The organism is Pontibacter sp. H249 (genome assembly GCF_037892465.1).
GTDB lineage: Bacteria > Bacteroidota > Bacteroidia > Cytophagales > Hymenobacteraceae > Pontibacter.
This window is the reverse complement of record NZ_JBBKTR010000002.1, coordinates 63,757-82,245: the sequence shown is the minus strand read 5'-3', so window position 1 is coordinate 82,245 and position 18,489 is coordinate 63,757. Positions and strand designations below refer to the sequence as shown.

Genomic DNA, 18,489 nt, shown 5'->3' with positions numbered 1-18,489 from the left:
CGCTGCTAAAAAATCAACGTGCAAGTTACTGCTTTATTCTGAGTTTCAGGTCTGCTTTTTCAGAAGGGGAGGTGACTAGTTAAAGCTACCTTACTTTCTTACTAGTTTCTCTAGCTCAGTTTCGTTCACGTTTACCGGGTATTTCTCGCGCAGCTGGTTTACCCACTGCTGCTCCAGGTAGTTCTGATAATCAGAAATAACCAGGCCACGGGTCTCATTCAGTTGCTTATAAGCTGGCTCCAGCACCTCTTCGATAATGATCAGGTACTCACGGCCGTTCTGCTGTAGCGTATAGGTGCCTTTTTCCCAGTTTACAGTATCCAGTACTTTGTGCTCACCCTTCTGGAATCTCTTCTCTGTTATCTGTACATCCAATGGGTTGCTGGTATTCAGGTTATCTGCCAGCGCACTTACATCTGATGAATAAAGTACAAAAGAAGCGCGGCGGTTACGGCGGCGACCAGACTCAGTGTTGTCAGGGCCTGCCTGCTCTGTTTTACCAAGTGCATTTGTTTTTATCTGAGCGGCTGGCACGCCTTCTTCTGTTAAGTACTTAACCACGCGCTGTGCTCTCTGGTTGGCAATGTTATCTTTACCTGCTGCTTCGCGTGCGTCGGCATGGCCGTTCACATCAATAGATAGCGTGGCGTTGTTTTTAAGAATTTCGGCGAACTCGTTCAGCTTTATAGTAGCGTCTTTGGTTAGCTCTGCCTTGTTTTGCTCAAACAAAATGTCTGGCAGGTTAGCAGATTTAACAGGATAGCGTTGTGTAGCCAGCTGCTGCTGCGCCTTGTTTAATAAGTCTTTGTTAGCAGCACTAATTACGGTAGCTTGTACACGTGTCCCCCACTTATACTTTTCTTTGTTTTGTTCAAAGAATGTTTTCAGGCCAACAGAGTCTTCAATGGCTTTAGACCATACTTTTTCGTCCATCAGCTGGAATAGCAAAATACCATCATGGTATTCTTTAACAAGCATCCTGTAATCAGTATACTTGTTTTCCAGGTTGGCTCTTTCATACTCAACTAAGCTCTTATCAACATAGGCGTCGTAAAGCTGCTGCATGGCAAATTCTGGCGTACCCGATGTGCGTGGGCGCTGTTGCTCTTTTGCAAAAGTATAAAAGTTGCCTACTGTGTATGGCTTACCTTGTATCGTGAAAAGCGTCTGGTTTAGTGCCTTGTCATTTATATCGTAATTCCATTTTCCCTGCAGTAGGTCTGAATTAGTCTTACTGAAGGCTGCTGCTTTGGCGTTAGCAACTTCTGTAAAGTTGTTTTCGGCCTTTACACGCTTCATGAAAGCAGCTTTATTTAATTCAGAGCGGGAATCTTTAGCAATTTTGTTTCGGAGATTCTGCTCCATGTCTTCAAACGGTGGCAGACCACGCTTATCTATCAGCTTAACAATGTGCCAGCCATATGGTGTTAGCAGCGGCTTGGTAAGATCTCCTTCCTTGTTCAGCGCAAAAGCAGCATCCTCAAAGCTTGGTATCATACGGCCTGTGCCAAACCATGGAAGTTCGCCTCCGTTTTGGGCAGAGTTGGCATCTTCAGAGAATTCTGCTGCCAGTTTATTCCAGTTCTCGTTGCGCTGCAGGCGCTTGTGGATAGCGTCTATGCGTTGTTTGGCTGCCAGCGAGTCGGCTTTAGGCATACCAGGAGTAGCACGCACCATAATATGCGCTACTTTTATCTCGCCGCGCGCCTCGCGCTTGTCGTGCACTTTAATAAGATGATAGCCAAAGCGGGTACGAACCGGCACTGATATATCACCAACAGTAGTTTTATAGGCAGCATCCTCGAAAGGATACACCATTTGCATAGATGTGAAATAGCCTAGATTGCCTTTATTCTCTGCAGCTGATGGGTCTTGGGAGAAAGACTGAGCCAATTTGCCGAAATCTTCACCTTTTAGGGCACGCTGGCGTAGCTCAATGGCTTTGTTGTAAGCGGCAAGCGTATCTTCTGGTGCTGCATCAGGCTGTAGAGTAAGCAGTATATGTGATGCATTTACCTCCTTGCCCAAACGGTCGTATGCCTGCTTTACAAGCTGGTCGGTTACACTTTTCTCGGTAAGGTATGGCTGGGCCAGTTGCTCCTTGTAGCCTTCCAGTTCACGCTTAAAAGCTGTAGTGGTATCCAGGCCACGGCTTTCGGCTTCTTTTACCTTTAACTTGAAGTTTGTGTACAGTTTAAGGTAATCTTTAACGCTCTCACGGGTGTAGGCATCTTCGTTGCCAGCATTGTTCTTTTCATAAACATACTGGAACTCTGTTGTAGAAATAGGCTCTGTGCCTAGTGTAGCGATTGCTGGTTCTTTGGTATCGTTCTTCTTGGTTGCAGTACATCCGGCCACAAAAAGGGCGGCTGCAACAAGTAAGTGGTTGCTGCGCATAAGTTGATTGAATACAAACTATTTAGATAGCTGATCTGACTCAGACCATGCAATTTTAATTAAATTTTCTGACAGATTTGGCAAAAAGTATAACTATAATACAATTGCATGCGGTTTTGTTCCGGATAACGGTTAATGCGCTGTAATAGTGTGCCAAAGCACCTTATTTAATTTTTTTATATAACACACAAACATTCTGTGTGTCATTAGACTCAAATTCCACTTTGTCCATGATGCGGTTAACAAGGGCAATGCCAACACCACCCTTTTTCCCCATCCGGATGTTTTCTTCAATATTTGGCTCCTTGTACTCAGATCTTTTAAAGGCTAGGCCGTTGTCTGATATTTCAAACTTCAGCATTTCCTTCTGCTTATTAATGGCAAGGTGAATATACTTGTCCGGGTCTTCGTGATTAGCGTGGATGATAAGGTTTGCGCATATCTCATCCACGGCTAATACGATCTGGTTTGTCATGATATCTGTTAACGCATAGGCGTGCAGATACTCCACGACGAAATCGCGTATCAGCTTAAGATTTTTTTTAGTACAATTTACCCGTATCGAGTTATTCATTTGAAACAGTCCTTGCCTCTTCGTAGTCTGATACAATGGTCATGAGCAGGTCAAGACCTAGTATTTCAAACACGTTCCGCACTTTGTCCTGCATGTTGTAAAAAATAAGCTTGATCTGGGCGTCTTCGAAGCGTTGCAGGTGAGAAATAAACACGCCAAGGCCAGCAGAGGAAATGTAGTTTAATTTAGCACAATCGACCAGGATTTTGCTATAACTCATAATCTCTGGGTCGGCTAATTCTTCGTCAAGTATAACAGATGAGCTGGCATCCAGTTCACCATCCAGGGTCATAACGATGGTGTTGTCTTTGATTTCTTGTGTAATTTTCATCGGCTTATGTACGACTTGGTTCGTCGTTTTGTTGAGTCGGTTTAAACTTAATAACAAGCAACGTTTGGTCATCATATAAGTTGCCCGGTCCGGTAAATTCCTCCAGGTCGTTTATGATGGCGCATTTTATGTCTTCGGCCTCCAGGTGATAAGTCTGCTCAAGCATAAACTTCAGCCTGTCTTCGCCATACTCTTCATTATCAGGGCTGCGCGCCTCTACTATGCCGTCTGTGTAAACAACCATCACATCGTTCGGGTTATAGTCGTAGTACATCTCGCGCACATGGTTGTTGTAGCTCTTGTCACGGATAATGCCCAAGCCCAAACCCTCTGTCTGGAAATAGAACACGTCTTCCATCATCGAGTTATAGTATAAGGTATGGCAATGGCCTGCGCGCGCAAACATAAAGCCTTTCATCCGGTAGTCGATAATATATAGCGCAGAAGTAATAAAAGAAGTTTTCTCCAGGCATCGGCTTAGGGCACTGTTAGCCTGCTTCATGAATTCACTTGGCGGCATGTCCTGCTGCATTAATCCATGGAAGATACCTTTCATCTGGGCCATATGGAACGCTGCAGAGATACCTTTACCCGAAACATCTCCTATAATAATGGCGATACGAGACTCGCTTAGTTGAAGGAAATCATAAAAATCGCCTCCTACTTCTTTAGCTGCAACAGCATGGGTTGAGATTTCAAACCAACTGTCGGTCGGAAATGTTTTAGGTATAAGACTTTCCTGTACCTGTGTGGCAATCTTAAGCTCTTCCTTATATCGTTCGTTCAGCAGCGATTCGTTTACCAGGCGCAGGTTTTCGATGGTAAGTATGGTTTGGCTGGTAAAGGTGCGCAACACGTTTGTGGTTTCGCGGTCAAAGCCCTGCTCAATATCTTTTAGCAGGTACAGCACCCCAAACGTATGCTTCTTTGATTTGATCGGTAGTATAATCAGTGACTTCCAGGGTAATGTAAGATCCCGGAATCCAGGGTTGCGATCAAGATTATTGTTGATGTAGTCGATGTTCTGGATATTGTAAGCCAGCAGCAAATGCCTGATGCGCGTTATTTGCTCAGCGTTTATACTTAGCAGATGCGTTACCTGCGGTTCGCTGTTCCGGATCAGTTCAAACCATGAGGCGCTGGCATCAGAGGCCCTGATGGTACTTTCGAAAAGCATATCATATACTTGTGCCTCGCTTTGCCCTTGTTGTATAGACTGGCTCAGACGCTGGAAGTTCAGCAGGTCTTCGCTCTTTTGCTCAAACACACTGGAGGTAGGTAAGCTAAACAACGATACCAGGAAAGCAGCCAAAGTATAAAGCCCCACAAAAAGCATGGCCAGCAGCAGGAAGCCTACATCAGTATAATCTATTACCAGATCGGGGCTATCAGCCAACTGCTGGAAAAAGTTAACAAAGATGTAGCAGCTGAGAAGTATGGCGCCAAGCAGTACAAGTGACCTGCTTTTGTTATTGAATGTGAGGTAGGCTACCCATTTCAGGTTAGTGCACAGGAAAAGTATATAAAAGCTAAGCAGCGCCAGCAGTGGCAGGAAAATGTAACTGGTATAGTTAAAGTTTAAGAGCGTGAGCAGCAGAGTGCCAAAAATCAGCAACTCAAACCAGTCCCAGGCTATCTGCAAAAACTTATTTTTATGGTATAAAAGCAGCTGTCGCCAAATGTAAAAGGCCTTTGCCAGGAAAATTATCAGCAATCCGAAATTTATCTGGTACACGGTGTGCAACAGAGACGGCGACTCTATATTAGTATAATTGGATACGAGGCGATAGCCCAGGAATAAGGCCACACTCAAGTAAGCTGCTACACCCGCCTTCGAAAATAAATGCCAGAGGTAGCCAATGAAATCAATGCCCTTTAGGTTTTCTGCGCTAAGCCTCTGGTACAGGAAAACAGAAACAATGAAGATGACAATAAGAAAGTTGTTTACATAAGGCAGCGAGAACTTAACATCACCTGGTTGGTTTATGGCCTCAGCTGAGATCAGAATATTAAGCAACAGCAGCACCCAGCTAACGATAGCTGTAGTTACCATTAAAGATTTCGCGTTTGTTTTAAATATCATAAAACGGAAAACCGTGCCCGTACTTTAAGGCGTTGCTTATTAGCTGTTTTTGATTGAGAATAGTAATGAAAGGTAATAAAAAGTATGCTACCCACCGGACCCTGGCTGCAAAAACACATAGCATAACGTAAATATAATGCTTTTGGTTAATATCTGAATCATGCCTGCAGTAGGTGCATAATATATTTGTTAGGCTTTGTATTCTGCTATCTTATACGTAATCAGTTACATAATAAAATAAAAACACCGCTGCACATCATCTGTGCAGCGGTGTTTTTTATATAATCTAATATTATTAACGACTATAGTTTGGTGCCTCACGCATAATTTGTACATCGTGTGGGTGGCTTTCGCGCAGGCCTGCTCCGGTTATTTTAACCATTTTGGCGTCCTGCAGATCCTTAATAGTAGGAGTGCCACAATAGCCCATGCCTGCCCTGATACCACCTGCCAGCTGGTAAATTACTTCATTCACCAAGCCTTTATAGGCAACACGACCTACAATGCCTTCGGGTACCAGTTTCTTAGAGTCTTTTTCGTTGCCCTGGAAGTAACGGTCTTTAGAGCCTTCTTCCATGGCCTCTACAGAACCCATGCCACGGTATGTTTTATACTTGCGTCCTTCGTAAATGAGCATCTCGCCTGGCGCCTCTTCAGTACCGGCCAGTAAAGAACCAATCATAACGGTGCTTGCACCGCCGGCTAGGGCTTTTACAACATCACCTGAGAACTTAATGCCACCGTCTGCAATTACAGGTACTCCGGTTCCCTTCAGTCCTTTGGCTGCTTCCATTACCGCCGAAAGTTGTGGTACGCCAATACCTGCAATAACACGTGTGGTACAAATACTGCCAGGGCCAACGCCAACTTTTACAGCATCGGCTCCGGCGTCTGCCAGGGCTTTTGCGCCTTCTGCTGTAGCTATATTGCCAGCAATAAGGTCTACATTCGGGAACGTGTCTTTTATTTTTCGAACGGCTTCCAGTACACCTCTTGAGTGACCATGGGCGGTATCTACGCTAATTACGTCTACGCCAGCATCCACAAGTGCCTGTACACGATCCAGTACATCAGGCGTAACGCCAACTGCGGCTCCTACTCTTAGTCTGCCAAATTCATCTTTGCAGGCAAAAGGGCGATCTTTTTTCTTCAAGATGTCTTTGTAGGTAATAAGCCCGGCAAGTTTGCCATCTTCGTCTATAACAGGCAGCTTCTCAATTTTATACTCCTGCAAAATGTCTTCTGCTTTAGATAAATCGGTGCCTTTTTTAGCAGTAATCAGGTTTTCGCTGGTCATCACCTGCGACACCTTTTGGGTAAGGTCTTTCTGGAAACGCAGGTCACGGTTGGTAATGATACCTGTTAGCTGGCCTTTATCGTTCACGATTGGAATACCGCCAATCTTGTTATCCGTCATAATTTGTACGGCATCACCTAGCGTGGCATTCTCGTTCAGGATGATTGGGTCTAGGATCATGCCACTTTCCGAACGTTTTACCTTTCGCACCTGCGCCGCCTGCTTCTTTATCGACATATTTTTGTGAATAATGCCGATTCCGCCTTCCTGTGCCATAGCAATAGCCAGGTCTGCTTCGGTTACTGTGTCCATGGCAGCCGAAAGCAAAGGAATATTAATGCGAATGTTGCGCGTTAACTGAGTAGAAGTGTCGGTTTGATGTGGGAGTACCTCGGAGTAAGCCGGGAGAAGAAGCACGTCGTCGTAAGTGAGCGCCTCAAAAAGAATCTTTGACTGTTCAGAGAGCATGGCAAATAAATTAGGGGTCCTTATTTGCCGCGTAAAACTACGAAAAATAGTTGGGATAATTCTGCAATAGGCTAAATAAAATAATTTCGAGGTTAGAAGGCAGGAGGTAAATGATGTACAAAAGCCTTTGCTGGTATAAATTGCAGACCTATATCTGTAAAGGATTTTGCCGTTAATAAACTGCCATATCCGGGTCTACTTGTGTGGCCCAGGCATGTATACCACCCTTAAGGTTAAGCAGGTTATCGAAGCCGAGGCGCTGGGTAAGGTAATTAATAGCTTGAGCGCTTCTGAAGCCGTGGTGGCAGATCACTACAACCGGAATATCGCGGCGGATGCGGCTGACCTGCTTTGGAAGTTCACCTAATGGTATAAGTTCACCGCCAAGGTTGCATATCTCAAACTCAGAAGGCTCACGCACATCAACTAATTGTATTTTATTATTGCGGGCAAGCCGCTCTTTAAGTTCAATAGCAGTAATTTCGTCCATACTTTATAAATCGCCAAAAGCTGTGCAGTGGTTGCTTGTTTGGCAGAGTTAATTTGATTTACAAACTTAGCAACGAATTTGCCTACTTATAGCATCCCCGCCAGAGGTTTTTTACGAGATGGATACAACAAGCATCACCCAAAGTATAGTTGAGGCCGTACAGGCCATGAGCCTTTTAGAACTTGCCGGAGCCCTTACCGGTGTGGCAGGTGTATGGCTTGCTGCCCGCCAAAGTGTTCTTACCTGGCCGGTAAGTTTGGTAAGCGTGGCTATATATGTTGTTATATTTTATGATGTGCGCCTGTATGCTGATATGGGATTAAACGCTTTTTATGTTATTACCAGTTTTTATGGTTGGTATATCTGGTTATATGGCGGCAAAGGGCATACTGAGCGTAAAGTTGGCCATGTAGGAAGACAGCAGTTGGCTATTCTGATTGTATTGGGTACAGCATTTACCTTGGGCTTAGGCTATTTCCTCGAAAATTACACTAACGCAGACCTATCGTATACCGATTCAGCCACAACCGCAATAAGCCTGATCGGCTATTGGATGATGGCTAAGAAATATATAGAAAATTGGATTGTATGGCTGGTTGTAGATGTGGTGTATGTAGGAGTTTATACTTATAAGGAATTGTATATTACAAGCGTGCTATACTTTATCTTTCTCATACTGTGCGTGGTTGGGTATATCGATTGGAAAAAGTCTTTAACTGAGCGTGAAAGGAAGCAGGTAATAATGAAATAAGTGTTTATTGTACTATTTATACTGTGTAAAAGTACAATCGTGGTAATTCTGCCTGCGTACATATAGGTGAATTCTGTAGACACCCTATGTTCGAGGGTTGTATGTGTAACGCTTAAATGTGAGATGATATGAAGCAAAAGAAGTTACAATTACCCGAGGAATTAAAGTATGTCAATCGTTTGAAATGGGGGTATGAGTCTCCGGACGAAAGCCCTAAAAAAATGCTTTTCAAGCAGTATGGCAACACCGTAGAAACAGAGCTGGAAGTGTATAATTTTTACGATTATAGCTTTTCAGAAAACTAAGGTATCGCAGCGCGTTTTAATTTTAAGCTGATTGCGACGAACTTGATCGCTGTTTCTGCCTCTCATTACTAAAGTTTATTAAAGCCTTATTTGTAGTAGCTTTTAGTTAATAGCCACTGCAGGTAAGGCTTTTTCTTTGGTAAGAGCGGTCGCTGCGCCTCATTATTTTTCACGACCTTTGCCCCATGCTAAAAGTATCTATTACAGGGCCAGAATCTACAGGCAAATCTACTCTATCAGAACAGCTGGCGGGGCATTATAATACCGTGTGGGTGCCGGAGTACGCCCGCAGCTACATCGGAGGGTTAGACAGATCTTATACTTTGGACGATATTGAGGCTATTGCACGTGGGCAGTGGGAATTAGAGCAGCAGGCTATGCAGCAGGCTAATGCCATACTTTTTGCTGATACCGATATGCTAGTGCTTAAGATATGGAGTGAGCATGCCTTTGGCCGGTGTCCGGAGTGGATAGCTGAAAAACTAATGCAGCAGGACTACAACCTTTGCCTACTAATGGGCGTTGATTTGCCGTGGGAGCCGGATCCGCAGCGTGAGCACCCGCACATGCGCAAGTATTTCTACGATTGGTACAAACGTGAACTGCAGGCGCTACAGGTGCCATTTGTAGAAGTAACCGGGCAACAGCAAGAGCGTTTTAACCTGGCACGCCAGCACATAGACAGCCTGCTCCTGAAAAACGAATAAAGATCATACTATGCTATATTTCATCGAGAACGAATACTTTAAGGTAGGCATCGAAAGTATGGGTGCCGAGCTACAACACTTTATCAAAAAAGACGAAGACCTGGAGTTAATTTGGGTAGCAGACCACGCTGTATGGGCCAGCCACGCACCAAATCTTTTTCCGATAGTAGGAGAGTTGCCACAGCAGCAGTATACTTACGAGGGTAAAACCTACCAGATGAGCAGGCACGGCTTTGCCCGCAGAAAGGAGTTCGAGCTGATAGAGGAGCATGATCATAAACTGGTTTTTCAATTAGAGCACGACGAGGAGACGCTGGAGCAGTACCCATTTGAGTTCAGGTTGCTGGTTGCTTACAAACTAGAAGAGAACAGGCTGGAGGTAACGTACCAGGTGCTTAACGAAGACACCAAAGCTATGTGGTTCTCTGTAGGTGGGCACCCTGGGTTTAACGTCCCGCTGTACCCTAACGAGCAGTACAGCGATTATTACCTCGAGTTTGAGAAAGAAGAAACACTGCGCCGCCACTTAATCAGTGAAAAAGGTTTACTAACTGGCGAAACCGCACTGCTGGCAGAGAAAACCAATGTATTGCCACTTAACCACCAGTATTTTGATAAAGACGCCATCGTACTAAAAGATCTTCACTCTGAAAAACTGGTTTTAGGCAGTCATACAGGCCCACGTAAAGTAGAACTTGGTTTCGAAGGTTTTCCCTACTTAGGAATATGGGCTAAACCAGGCCCTTCGCCATATGTATGTATTGAGCCATGGTGCGGTATTGCCAGTAGCACCAGCGATAGCAGCGAACTGCAGGAGAAAGAAGGTATAAACGAGTTGCGCCCAAAGCATGTATTTGAGCGGACATTTAGCATAACAGTTTGGTAAGCATTTTAAGAGCCCCAAATTAAAAGCCCCGGTTAGTCTTAACCGGGGCTTTTAATTTTGTGTTCAGTGAAGGGATGGTTCAGGAAACTTAGGTACTTTAATGCTTCTGAAGTCATACCTTGGTTCAAAGTCGTTTACCGGCAGCGATATGCCGGGCGGGAGGTCCAAGTCAGGTAAATCATCTCCTAATGGTTCACCTCCGTCATCATCGTTATCTGTTGATGGTGGGTGGTTAAACTTTTTGCGGGGTGCAAAAGCATAATATGCTAGTATGGTTAGGAGCGCCATTGTATATAAAATGCTGATCATCATCACAGTTCTACTTTTTCATTAATTGTTTCAGCTGGCTTATGCTACACTCTTTTTACGTTTAAGGCAATATAGAGGATGTGTGCCATTTACTGTTTTCAACGTACTTTCTGCTTCTGTGGTTTTTACATTTCAGGAAAAATAACATGCTGCTAACCAGCATAAAGAATGTATTTGCCCATTTGGGTGAAGTTATATTTTGAATAAACCAAAAAAGCCTTATAACTTTGCCCTCGTTAGGGGTGCCTTAATATAACGGGCTGAGATCATACCCATTGAACCTGATGCGGATAATGCCGTCGAAGGGAATACAAAACGGTAATAAAAGGTAGCTTTAATGGCTATTCCCCCTGGCATAAGTTTTTATGTCAAACCTTTTTATCAATCATCTTTAATGAAAAAGCTATTATTTGTGATGGCGGCAATTGTATTGCCATTGCAGTTGCTTGCTCAGTTTAACCTGAGCGGGCGTGTGGCTGATGCAGCCTCTGGCAATGCATTGGCCGGTGCTAACGTTGTGCTTGAGAACACAGGCACAGGCGTGGCCACTAACCAGTTAGGCAATTTTGTGTTCAGTAATCTGCCAGCCGGGACTTATACTTTAAACATCAGCTACCTAGGCTTTGAAGGCCAGAAAGTAACTGTAAACCTACAGCAGGATGAACAGGTGCAGGTTAGGTTACGCGCTCAGGTGCTGCAAACCGGTGAGGTGGTAGTATCTGCAACGCGTGCCAGCGAAAAAACAGGCACAACCTTTACCAACGTTAGCAAACAAGAGATAGCAGAACGCAACTTTGGACAGGACCTGCCATACTTGCTGGAGCAAACGCCATCGGTGGTGGTTAATTCTGATGCAGGCGCTGGAGTGGGCTATACAGGCATCCGCATTCGTGGCTCCGACATCACCCGCATCAACGTAACGGTAAACGGCATCCCGGTAAACGACTCTGAGAGCCATGGTACTTTCTTTGTAAACATGCCCGACCTTGCCTCATCAATAGAGGATGTGCAGGTGCAGCGCGGAGTAGGTACCTCTACGAACGGTGCCGGCGCTTTTGGAGCCAGTTTGAATATCCGTACCATCGGTGTAAACCGCGAAGCCTATGCCGAGGCTGTAAACGCTTACGGCTCCTTTGACACCTGGCGTCATTCGGTTTCTTTTGGCTCTGGACTAATTAATGATAAGTTTACCGTAGATGGCCGCTTATCTAAAATTTCCTCAGATGGCTATATTGATCGTGCTTCTTCTGATCTGAAATCATACTACCTGGCGGCAGGTTACCATGGTAAAACAGGTATGCTGAAGTTCGTAACCTTCTCGGGCAGAGAAAAAACCTATCAGGCCTGGAACGGAGTGCCGGAAGATAAGCTGGAGACAGACCGCACCTACAACTCCCTTACCTATGAAAACGAGACGGATAATTACCAACAGGACCACTACCAGTTGCACTACTCTAAAGACCTGCTGCCGCGCCTGAACCTGGGTGGTGCCTTTCATTTTACCCGTGGGCGTGGCTATTACGAGCAGTACAAGTATAACCAGAAGTTGGCTAACTATAGCATCGCGCCGGTAGCGCTAGGCGATACCACCATCAGCCGCTCCGACCTTATCCGCCAAAAGTGGCTTGATAACTACTTCTATGGTGCAACATATGCCCTGAATTACACTGATGAGGCCGGTAAACTGAACGCTACCCTGGGCGGTGCCTGGAACAAGTATGATGGCGACCACTTTGGCGAAGTAATCTGGGCCCGCTACGCCTCTAACAGCGAATTAGGGCAGCGTTACTATTTCAATAATGCACTTAAAACCGACTTTAACATTTTTGGTAAAGTAAACTATCAGCTAACTCATAAGTTAGGTGTATTCGGCGACTTGCAGTACCGCACTATTGATTATAGTATTGATGGCGTTGATGATGATAACCGTAACGTAACCCAGCAGGTAGATTTCAGCTTCATCAATCCTAAAGCTGGTGTTACCTATGAGATTAGTGAAGGCCAAACTGCCTATGCTTCTTACGCTGTAGGAAACCGCGAACCAACCCGTTCTGATTTTACCGATAAGTCTTTGAACACACAGGCTGGAGCAACTGACCCTAAAGCAGAGACACTGTATAACCTGGAAATCGGTTACCGTTTGCGTGGCAGCAACCTAGCTATACTTGGCAAAGGCGCCCGTTATACTTTGGATGCCAACTTTTACCACATGGACTACGATAACCAGCTGGTGCTTACAGGGCAGCTAAACGATGTAGGTTCGCCGCTGCGCACTAACATCAAAGACAGCTATCGCACCGGTATGGAATTGGCAGGTATGGTTAATTTCAACGATTTCGTGGAGCTGAGCAGTAACGTCACCTTCAGCAGAAACAAGATCCGTAATTTTACCGACTACTTGTATGTATATGATGACGATTATAATGTAGAGGATGTGGTGGAGACGAGCTACAGCGAAACAGATATCTCCTTCTCGCCTGCAGTAGTTTCGGCGCATAAACTGGAGGTGCAGCCGCTAAAAGGTTTCAGAGCAGCCATACTTTACAAAACAGTAGGCAAGCAATATTTGGATAATACTGGCTCTGAAGATCGTAAGATTGATGCATACCAAGTAGCCGACCTGCGCCTGCGCTATACTTTAAAGCCATCGTTTATGAAGGAGCTAGAGCTGGCGCTGCTGGTAAACAACCTCCTTAACCAAAAGTATGTGGCCAACGGCTACACCTGGAGCGAGCAGTACGTAGGCGACAACACCCGCTACGACTACAATTACTACTACCCACAGGCTACCAGAAACTTCCTGCTATCGCTTGGCGTGAAGTTCTAAAGTATAAAACTATATTTTATAGAAGGAGCCCTGCCGTTTGGTAGGGCTTTTTTCTTTGTCTGGATTTTTTGAGATTCGCTTGAATTCAAGATTAAACTGGATCAGGATTTAAGTAAACTACAAGGGTTGATTACATTTATACTTGCGAACAGACACCCTTTTTTGGGCAAGAAGAGGATGGGAATTGTTCACAGGTAAACAATTTTGTATATCCTTTGTCAATCCTGTATATGTTGATTGAGTAAAGAATCATACTTAATCAAAAATCCCCATTAATCTGTGGTATAAAATTTTAACTTTGCGTATTACCCTTCTCAAAAACCTTTAAAACAAAACTATGGCTTACGAATCATCAGGAGCACCTGACTATTTCAACATAGACGACCTGCTTACCGAAGAGCATCTGCTTATCCGCCAGACTATGCGCGACTTCGTGAAGCGTGAGATATCACCCAACATCGAAAAGTGGGCGCAGGATGCACATTTCCCATCAGAGATCGTGAAGAAATTTGGAGATGTTGGCGCTTTCGGTCCGACTATCCCGACTGAGTATGGCGGTGGTGGCCTGGATTATATCAGCTACGGCATCATCATGCAGGAAATTGAGCGTGGTGATTCGGGCATGCGTTCTACAGCATCGGTGCAGGGCTCGCTGGTAATGTACCCGATCTACAAGTATGGCTCAGAAGAACAGCGCAAAAAGTACCTGCCAAAGCTGGCAAGCGGCGAGTGGCTGGGCTGCTTCGGTTTAACAGAGCCTGACTTTGGTTCTAACCCGGGCGGTATGATGACCAACATCAAAGATATGGGCGATCATTACCTGCTCAATGGTTCTAAAATGTGGATTTCTAACTCTCCGGAGTGCCAGGTAGCCGTGGTTTGGGCCAAAAACGAAGAAGGTCGCATTAAAGGCCTGATCGTAGAGCGCGGTATGGAAGGTTTCTCAACACCGGAGATACATAATAAGTGGAGCCTACGCGCCAGCTGCACCGGCGAGCTGGTTTTTGATAACGTGAAAGTGCCTAAAGAGAACTTGATGCCAAACGTTGATGGTTTACGCGGTCCATTAGGTTGTTTAGACTCTGCCCGTTACGGTATTTCGTGGGGTGCTATTGGCGCAGCCATTGATTGCTACGAGTCTGCTTTAAAGTATAGCAAAGAGCGCATCCAGTTCGATAAGCCGATAGGTGGCTTCCAGTTAACGCAGAAAAAACTGGCTGAAATGGTTACCGAAATTACCAAGGCACAGCTGATGGTATGGCGCTTGGGAACCCTGATGAACGAGGGCAAGGCCACTACCCAGCAGATATCAATGGCGAAACGTAACAGCGTAGACATGGCCCTGCACATCGCCCGCGAAGCACGCCAAATCCACGGTGGTATGGGTATTACTGGCGAGTACCCGATCATGCGCCACATGATGAACCTCGAATCGGTAATCACCTACGAAGGAACGCACGATATTCACTTGCTGATAACTGGTGCTGATATTACCGGTATCCAGGCTTTTAAGTAAGATCCCACCCAACCCTTCCCTAAAAACAGGGGAGGGCTATAAAGTATAGCAAAGGCAGCTGCGGAAGTAGCTGCCTTTGCTGTTTACGTAGACCTCGCGGCGTGCGCAGCTCCCGCGAGTGTCTGGCTATTTACCAATCATATTTTCTGCAAAATTTTTGTCTGTAGGTGTAATAAAAAGTAATATATCTGCTCTAAGTATAAACTGGCTCTGGAACAGCTCTAATTATTCACCTTTAACAAACTTATTTTATGCCGAACATTTACAAAGCAGAACCGCTTCCTGAGTTACAGCAACATTTATACTTTCTCTCATCAGTTAATAAAGTATGATGCTCATGCCTGATAAGGAAAAACTGTTTGAGCAGATTGTGCAGGAGAACCGGGACAGGCTATACCGCATCTGCCGCGCCTGTATGCCTGACCCAGAGGATGCCAGCGATCTATATCAGGAGGTGTTGGTAAAAGTATGGCTGAATCTGCATACTTTTCGTGGCGATGCTAAACTGAGTACATGGCTTTACCGCATCACCCTGAATACGGCTATACTTCACCGGAAGCAACAGGGCAAAAACACCGAACCGCTGCCCCGGCATATAGCTGAACTCCCCGACACTACTGCCGAGTCCTTACAAAAACAAGAACAGGAGGTGCTGCTGCAAAAATTACATTACTGCATAAACTGTCTGGAAAAGCAGGACCGCCTCATTATTTCGCTGTTACTGGAGGAGGTATCTTATAAAGAAATTGCTGAGGTTCTGGGGCTTACCGTGAATCATGTGGGCGTAAAAATAAGTCGCATAAAACAGAAGCTGGCCATGCTAATGGAGCAGCACGTTAACCAGGAAACATTTACAGAAAATAGCAAAAAGCTATGAATTTTGACGATATCCAAAAAAGCTGGCAGACGCAGCATGCGCCGGAGCTGATAAATAAAGAAAGTGATAAAACTATTGTGTCCAATTTGCAGGAAAGGACAAAAGCGTTGCAGCGTAAGATCATATGGACAAACATTATGATGACAGTCGTACTTTGCCTGACTTCAGCCGCTTTTGTATTCATTCTTCGGAAAGGATTTGCCCCAAAGACAATGTGGTTTGATATAGGCCTTGTAATAATGTTTGGGGCCATTCTGCTTTCGGCTTTGGCACAATGGCTAAAGTCTGTGCCGTGGGGTAACCTAAAGGCAGATAGCAGCAGCAATGAATATATCAGCCATACTTTAAAAAGCCTCCGCTTTCGCGATACTTCTATCCGTTTGATAACACCTCTGCAAATGGTAATTTCTACTATTGGGTTAAATCTTATTTACCTGGATATATTCTGGGATGAAAGTTGGAAATTGCGCCTGGTAATGCACCTGGCTCTTATTATAGTAATGGTTTTAGTAGGGGGACTATCCTTATACTATAGCAGGTTACGCTATCAGGAATTGTATGAGCCTATTATTAAAGACCTGGAAGCTTTAAAGAGCAAACTCAGAGATGCATAGTGCAGAGAGGAAGGAAAATTTGCAGTTTTGCTAACCATATTAGATTTATAGTTAAAAACTATAAAATAATTAGCAAAATTACGTAAATTCGTAAGCTGTAATGGAGCCAATTGTACTTGCTTTCTGTTACAACTAAGTACTGCAAAAGCAGAAAATAAAGATTAATTTTAGAGCATGAGGGAAGATTATCTTACTGGCGAAAACGAATACATGACGCCAACCGAACGCGACATAGACAAGGCGCTCCGTCCGCTTAGCTTTTCCGATTTTACGGGGCAGGCAAAGGTGGTGGAGAACCTTAAGATATTTGTGCAGGCGGCAAAGCACCGCGGCGAGGCTTTGGACCACGTGCTACTGCACGGACCTCCAGGTTTGGGTAAAACCACGCTTTCGCACATTATTGCCTCCGAACTGGGAGCTGGTATAAAAATGACTTCTGGCCCGGTACTGGATAAGCCAAGCGATTTAGCTGGTTTGCTTACTAACCTCGACCCGAACGACGTACTTTTTATTGATGAGATACACCGCCTCAACCCGATAGTGGAAGAGTACCTGTACTCGGCCATGGAGGACTACAAGATCGATATTATGCTGGACTCGGGCCCTAACGCCCGTTCTGTGCAGATCAGCCTGAACCCATTTACGCTGATCGGTGCAACTACACGTTCTGGTTTGCTTACTGCGCCACTGCGTGCTCGTTTTAGTATCAACAGCCGCCTGGAGTATTACGATGCAGAGTTGCTTACTTCTATCGTGAAACGTTCTTCTGCATTGCTGGGTGCTCCAATTTACGAGGATGCCGCTTTTGAAATCGCACGCCGCAGCCGTGGTACACCACGTATTGCCAATAACCTGCTGCGCCGTACCCGCGACTTTGCGCAGGTAAAAAGCGACGGTACCATTGATGTAGAGATAGCCCGTTTCGCCTTAGGTGCCCTTGATGTGGATCACAACGGACTGGATGATATGGACAAGCGTATACTTTCGTGCATCATCGATAAGTATAAAGGTGGTCCTGTAGGTATTTCTACTATTGCAACGGCCTGTGGCGAAGAAGCAGAAACTATAGAAGAAGTTTACGAACCTTTCCTGATACAGGAAGGTTATATTAAGCGTACAGCAAGAGGCCGTGAGGCAACAGAAGCTGCGTACAGACACTTAGGCAAAGTGCCGCCTCAGCAAGTAGTAGGTGGTAGTCTGTTTGATCAATCTGAATAAAGAACTGTTTGTGATATAAGTGCAAGGAGCAGGCCCAATGGCCTGCTTTTTTCTTGCCCGTAGATTAATAGAAATCAGATTAATTAATAAGTCAGATTAATTAATCTGACTAGGTTGAAAGCCTAAATCCTGCGGTTATAAGCTGCTGGATTAACTCTGCCCGCTTTAAATAAAATAGTCCTTAATAGTTGGAATATCAAACTACAGCCGCCTCCGGTTATACGATGTGAAGGCAGTTATAATAGAGGTTTCCTATTCTGTTTTCTTTATTTCAGCGATCAGTTCTACCTCCAGTACTGACTCCTGATCAAATAGTCTTGAAATTTCTACCCAGGTGGCGGCGGGGGAGTGGGAGCCATAATATTTCTTCCGGATAGCCATACTTTTCTTGCTGGCTTCCATGTCTTTAGTGTAAAGGTTCTCCTTTACCACATGCGTGAAATCCAGGTTATACTTTTTCAGCGTCAGCTCCAACGTTTTATAAACACGTTCCATGGCGGCATCCATTGTGCCGTTGCCAACCGTGCCCGAAATGTAGAGCATATTGCCGCTCCGGTAGGCCTGCGCATAGTTGTACTCTTTCTCTCCTGGGCTTAGGTGGAAAACCTTGCCATTATTTTCCAGAACACCCTGAGCTTTAACTTTTACTGAAAATGCAAGGCACAGTAACAGCAAGATTGCAATTAATTTTTTCATAGTTTTTTAGGTTATAGGTTTAATGCCGGAAAGGTAATAAAAGCAGCAGAAGATAGTATGAGTTTTAATCTATTTTACTAAATATTTTTATGAGAGGAGGCATTAGCCCCTATATTATAAAGCAAATTAGTTTTGAAAGACTG

At 44.8% G+C, this 18,489-nt stretch carries 17 protein-coding genes and 1 riboswitch; of the genes, 9 read left to right on the top strand and 8 right to left on the bottom strand.

Going from position 1 to position 18,489, the window contains the following annotated elements:
• Positions 1-90: 90 nt before the first annotated feature.
• From WG943_RS02580 to WG943_RS02555, 6 genes are all read right to left on the bottom strand, one after another.
• Positions 91-2,397, bottom strand: a complete 2,307-nt coding sequence (locus tag WG943_RS02580) for a peptidylprolyl isomerase (protein WP_340406611.1) — start codon at positions 2,395-2,397, stop codon at positions 91-93.
• Positions 2,398-2,560: 163 nt separating this feature from the next.
• Positions 2,561-2,971 carry an ATP-binding protein gene (locus WG943_RS02575; RefSeq protein ID WP_340406610.1) on the bottom strand — a complete coding sequence of 137 codons (411 nt, stop codon included), beginning with the start codon at positions 2,969-2,971 and terminating at the stop codon, positions 2,561-2,563.
• On the bottom strand, positions 2,964-3,302 hold the full coding sequence (locus WG943_RS02570) for an STAS domain-containing protein (RefSeq protein WP_340406609.1): 339 nt from the start codon (positions 3,300-3,302) through the stop codon (positions 2,964-2,966). The genes WG943_RS02575 and WG943_RS02570 overlap by 8 nt, the downstream gene beginning before the upstream one ends.
• Positions 3,303-3,306: 4 nt before the next feature.
• Positions 3,307-5,385 carry a GAF domain-containing SpoIIE family protein phosphatase gene (locus tag WG943_RS02565; RefSeq protein WP_340406608.1) on the bottom strand — a complete coding sequence of 693 codons (2,079 nt, stop codon included), beginning with the start codon at positions 5,383-5,385 and terminating at the stop codon, positions 3,307-3,309.
• 295 nt (positions 5,386-5,680) lie between these two features.
• A complete protein-coding gene (gene guaB, locus WG943_RS02560) occupies positions 5,681-7,150 on the bottom strand; it encodes an IMP dehydrogenase (RefSeq protein ID WP_340406607.1) in 1,470 nt (489 codons plus the stop codon).
• Positions 7,151-7,322: 172 nt separating this feature from the next.
• Positions 7,323-7,640, bottom strand: a complete 318-nt coding sequence (locus WG943_RS02555) for a rhodanese-like domain-containing protein (RefSeq protein WP_340406606.1) — start codon at positions 7,638-7,640, stop codon at positions 7,323-7,325.
• 118 nt (positions 7,641-7,758) lie between these two features.
• Between WG943_RS02555 and pnuC the strand changes: the two genes are divergently transcribed.
• The 4 genes from pnuC to WG943_RS02535 all read left to right on the top strand — a co-directional run bounded on the left by pnuC (position 7,759) and on the right by WG943_RS02535 (position 10,289).
• Entirely contained in the window at positions 7,759-8,391 is a 633-nt protein-coding gene (gene pnuC, locus WG943_RS02550) for a nicotinamide riboside transporter PnuC (protein WP_340406605.1), read from the top strand.
• Between the two features lie 128 nt (positions 8,392-8,519).
• Positions 8,520-8,696 carry a hypothetical protein gene (locus tag WG943_RS02545; protein WP_340406604.1) on the top strand — a complete coding sequence of 59 codons (177 nt, stop codon included), beginning with the start codon at positions 8,520-8,522 and terminating at the stop codon, positions 8,694-8,696.
• Between the two features lie 185 nt (positions 8,697-8,881).
• Positions 8,882-9,403: an ATP-binding protein gene (locus tag WG943_RS02540; protein ID WP_340406603.1), complete on the top strand. Its 522-nt coding sequence runs from the start codon at positions 8,882-8,884 to the stop codon at positions 9,401-9,403.
• A 10-nt stretch (positions 9,404-9,413) separates the two neighbouring features.
• Positions 9,414-10,289: an aldose 1-epimerase family protein gene (locus WG943_RS02535; RefSeq protein WP_340406602.1), complete on the top strand. Its 876-nt coding sequence runs from the start codon at positions 9,414-9,416 to the stop codon at positions 10,287-10,289.
• A 63-nt stretch (positions 10,290-10,352) separates the two neighbouring features.
• Here WG943_RS02535 and WG943_RS02530 read toward each other — a convergent pair whose 3' ends face one another.
• A complete protein-coding gene (locus WG943_RS02530; protein WP_340406601.1) occupies positions 10,353-10,577 on the bottom strand; it encodes a hypothetical protein in 225 nt (74 codons plus the stop codon).
• Positions 10,578-10,826: 249 nt separating this feature from the next.
• Positions 10,827-10,924: riboswitch (TPP riboswitch) on the top strand.
• 68 nt (positions 10,925-10,992) lie between these two features.
• Between WG943_RS02530 and WG943_RS02525 the strand changes: the two genes are divergently transcribed.
• From WG943_RS02525 to ruvB, 5 genes are all read left to right on the top strand, one after another.
• Positions 10,993-13,425, top strand: a complete 2,433-nt coding sequence (locus WG943_RS02525; protein ID WP_340406600.1) for a TonB-dependent receptor — start codon at positions 10,993-10,995, stop codon at positions 13,423-13,425.
• 337 nt (positions 13,426-13,762) lie between these two features.
• The gene (locus WG943_RS02520) at positions 13,763-14,941 is read left to right on the top strand and encodes an acyl-CoA dehydrogenase family protein (protein WP_340406599.1); all 1,179 of its coding nucleotides are present in this window, start codon (positions 13,763-13,765) and stop codon (positions 14,939-14,941) included.
• Between the two features lie 328 nt (positions 14,942-15,269).
• Positions 15,270-15,818, top strand: a complete 549-nt coding sequence (locus WG943_RS02515) for an RNA polymerase sigma factor (protein WP_340406598.1) — start codon at positions 15,270-15,272, stop codon at positions 15,816-15,818.
• On the top strand, positions 15,815-16,432 hold the full coding sequence (locus WG943_RS02510) for a hypothetical protein (RefSeq protein WP_340406597.1): 618 nt from the start codon (positions 15,815-15,817) through the stop codon (positions 16,430-16,432). The genes WG943_RS02515 and WG943_RS02510 overlap by 4 nt, the downstream gene beginning before the upstream one ends.
• A gap of 174 nt (positions 16,433-16,606) precedes the next feature.
• Positions 16,607-17,650, top strand: a complete 1,044-nt coding sequence (gene ruvB / locus WG943_RS02505; RefSeq protein WP_340406596.1) for a Holliday junction branch migration DNA helicase RuvB — start codon at positions 16,607-16,609, stop codon at positions 17,648-17,650.
• A gap of 252 nt (positions 17,651-17,902) precedes the next feature.
• On the opposite strand, the gene WG943_RS02500 is transcribed toward ruvB, so the two are convergent.
• On the bottom strand, positions 17,903-18,346 hold the full coding sequence (locus WG943_RS02500; protein ID WP_340406595.1) for a RidA family protein: 444 nt from the start codon (positions 18,344-18,346) through the stop codon (positions 17,903-17,905).
• Positions 18,347-18,489: the final 143 nt, after the last annotated feature.

Excerpts from the sequence above, each read along its gene's own strand:
- WG943_RS02580 (WP_340406611.1), bottom strand. The coding sequence starts at position 2,397 with ATGCGCAGCAACCACTTACTTGTTGCAGCCGCCCTTTTTGTGGCCGGA.
- WG943_RS02575 (WP_340406610.1), bottom strand. The coding sequence starts at position 2,971 with ATGAATAACTCGATACGGGTAAATTGTACTAAAAAAAATCTTAAGCTG.
- WG943_RS02570 (WP_340406609.1), bottom strand. The coding sequence starts at position 3,302 with ATGAAAATTACACAAGAAATCAAAGACAACACCATCGTTATGACCCTG.
- WG943_RS02565 (WP_340406608.1), bottom strand. The coding sequence starts at position 5,385 with ATGATATTTAAAACAAACGCGAAATCTTTAATGGTAACTACAGCTATC.
- guaB (WP_340406607.1), bottom strand. The coding sequence starts at position 7,150 with ATGCTCTCTGAACAGTCAAAGATTCTTTTTGAGGCGCTCACTTACGAC.
- WG943_RS02555 (WP_340406606.1), bottom strand. The coding sequence starts at position 7,640 with ATGGACGAAATTACTGCTATTGAACTTAAAGAGCGGCTTGCCCGCAAT.
- pnuC (WP_340406605.1), top strand. The coding sequence starts at position 7,759 with ATGGATACAACAAGCATCACCCAAAGTATAGTTGAGGCCGTACAGGCC.
- WG943_RS02545 (WP_340406604.1), top strand. The coding sequence starts at position 8,520 with ATGAAGCAAAAGAAGTTACAATTACCCGAGGAATTAAAGTATGTCAAT.
- WG943_RS02540 (WP_340406603.1), top strand. The coding sequence starts at position 8,882 with ATGCTAAAAGTATCTATTACAGGGCCAGAATCTACAGGCAAATCTACT.
- WG943_RS02535 (WP_340406602.1), top strand. The coding sequence starts at position 9,414 with ATGCTATATTTCATCGAGAACGAATACTTTAAGGTAGGCATCGAAAGT.
- WG943_RS02530 (WP_340406601.1), bottom strand. The coding sequence starts at position 10,577 with ATGGCGCTCCTAACCATACTAGCATATTATGCTTTTGCACCCCGCAAA.
- WG943_RS02525 (WP_340406600.1), top strand. The coding sequence starts at position 10,993 with ATGAAAAAGCTATTATTTGTGATGGCGGCAATTGTATTGCCATTGCAG.
- WG943_RS02520 (WP_340406599.1), top strand. The coding sequence starts at position 13,763 with ATGGCTTACGAATCATCAGGAGCACCTGACTATTTCAACATAGACGAC.
- WG943_RS02515 (WP_340406598.1), top strand. The coding sequence starts at position 15,270 with ATGATGCTCATGCCTGATAAGGAAAAACTGTTTGAGCAGATTGTGCAG.
- WG943_RS02510 (WP_340406597.1), top strand. The coding sequence starts at position 15,815 with ATGAATTTTGACGATATCCAAAAAAGCTGGCAGACGCAGCATGCGCCG.
- ruvB (WP_340406596.1), top strand. The coding sequence starts at position 16,607 with ATGAGGGAAGATTATCTTACTGGCGAAAACGAATACATGACGCCAACC.
- WG943_RS02500 (WP_340406595.1), bottom strand. The coding sequence starts at position 18,346 with ATGAAAAAATTAATTGCAATCTTGCTGTTACTGTGCCTTGCATTTTCA.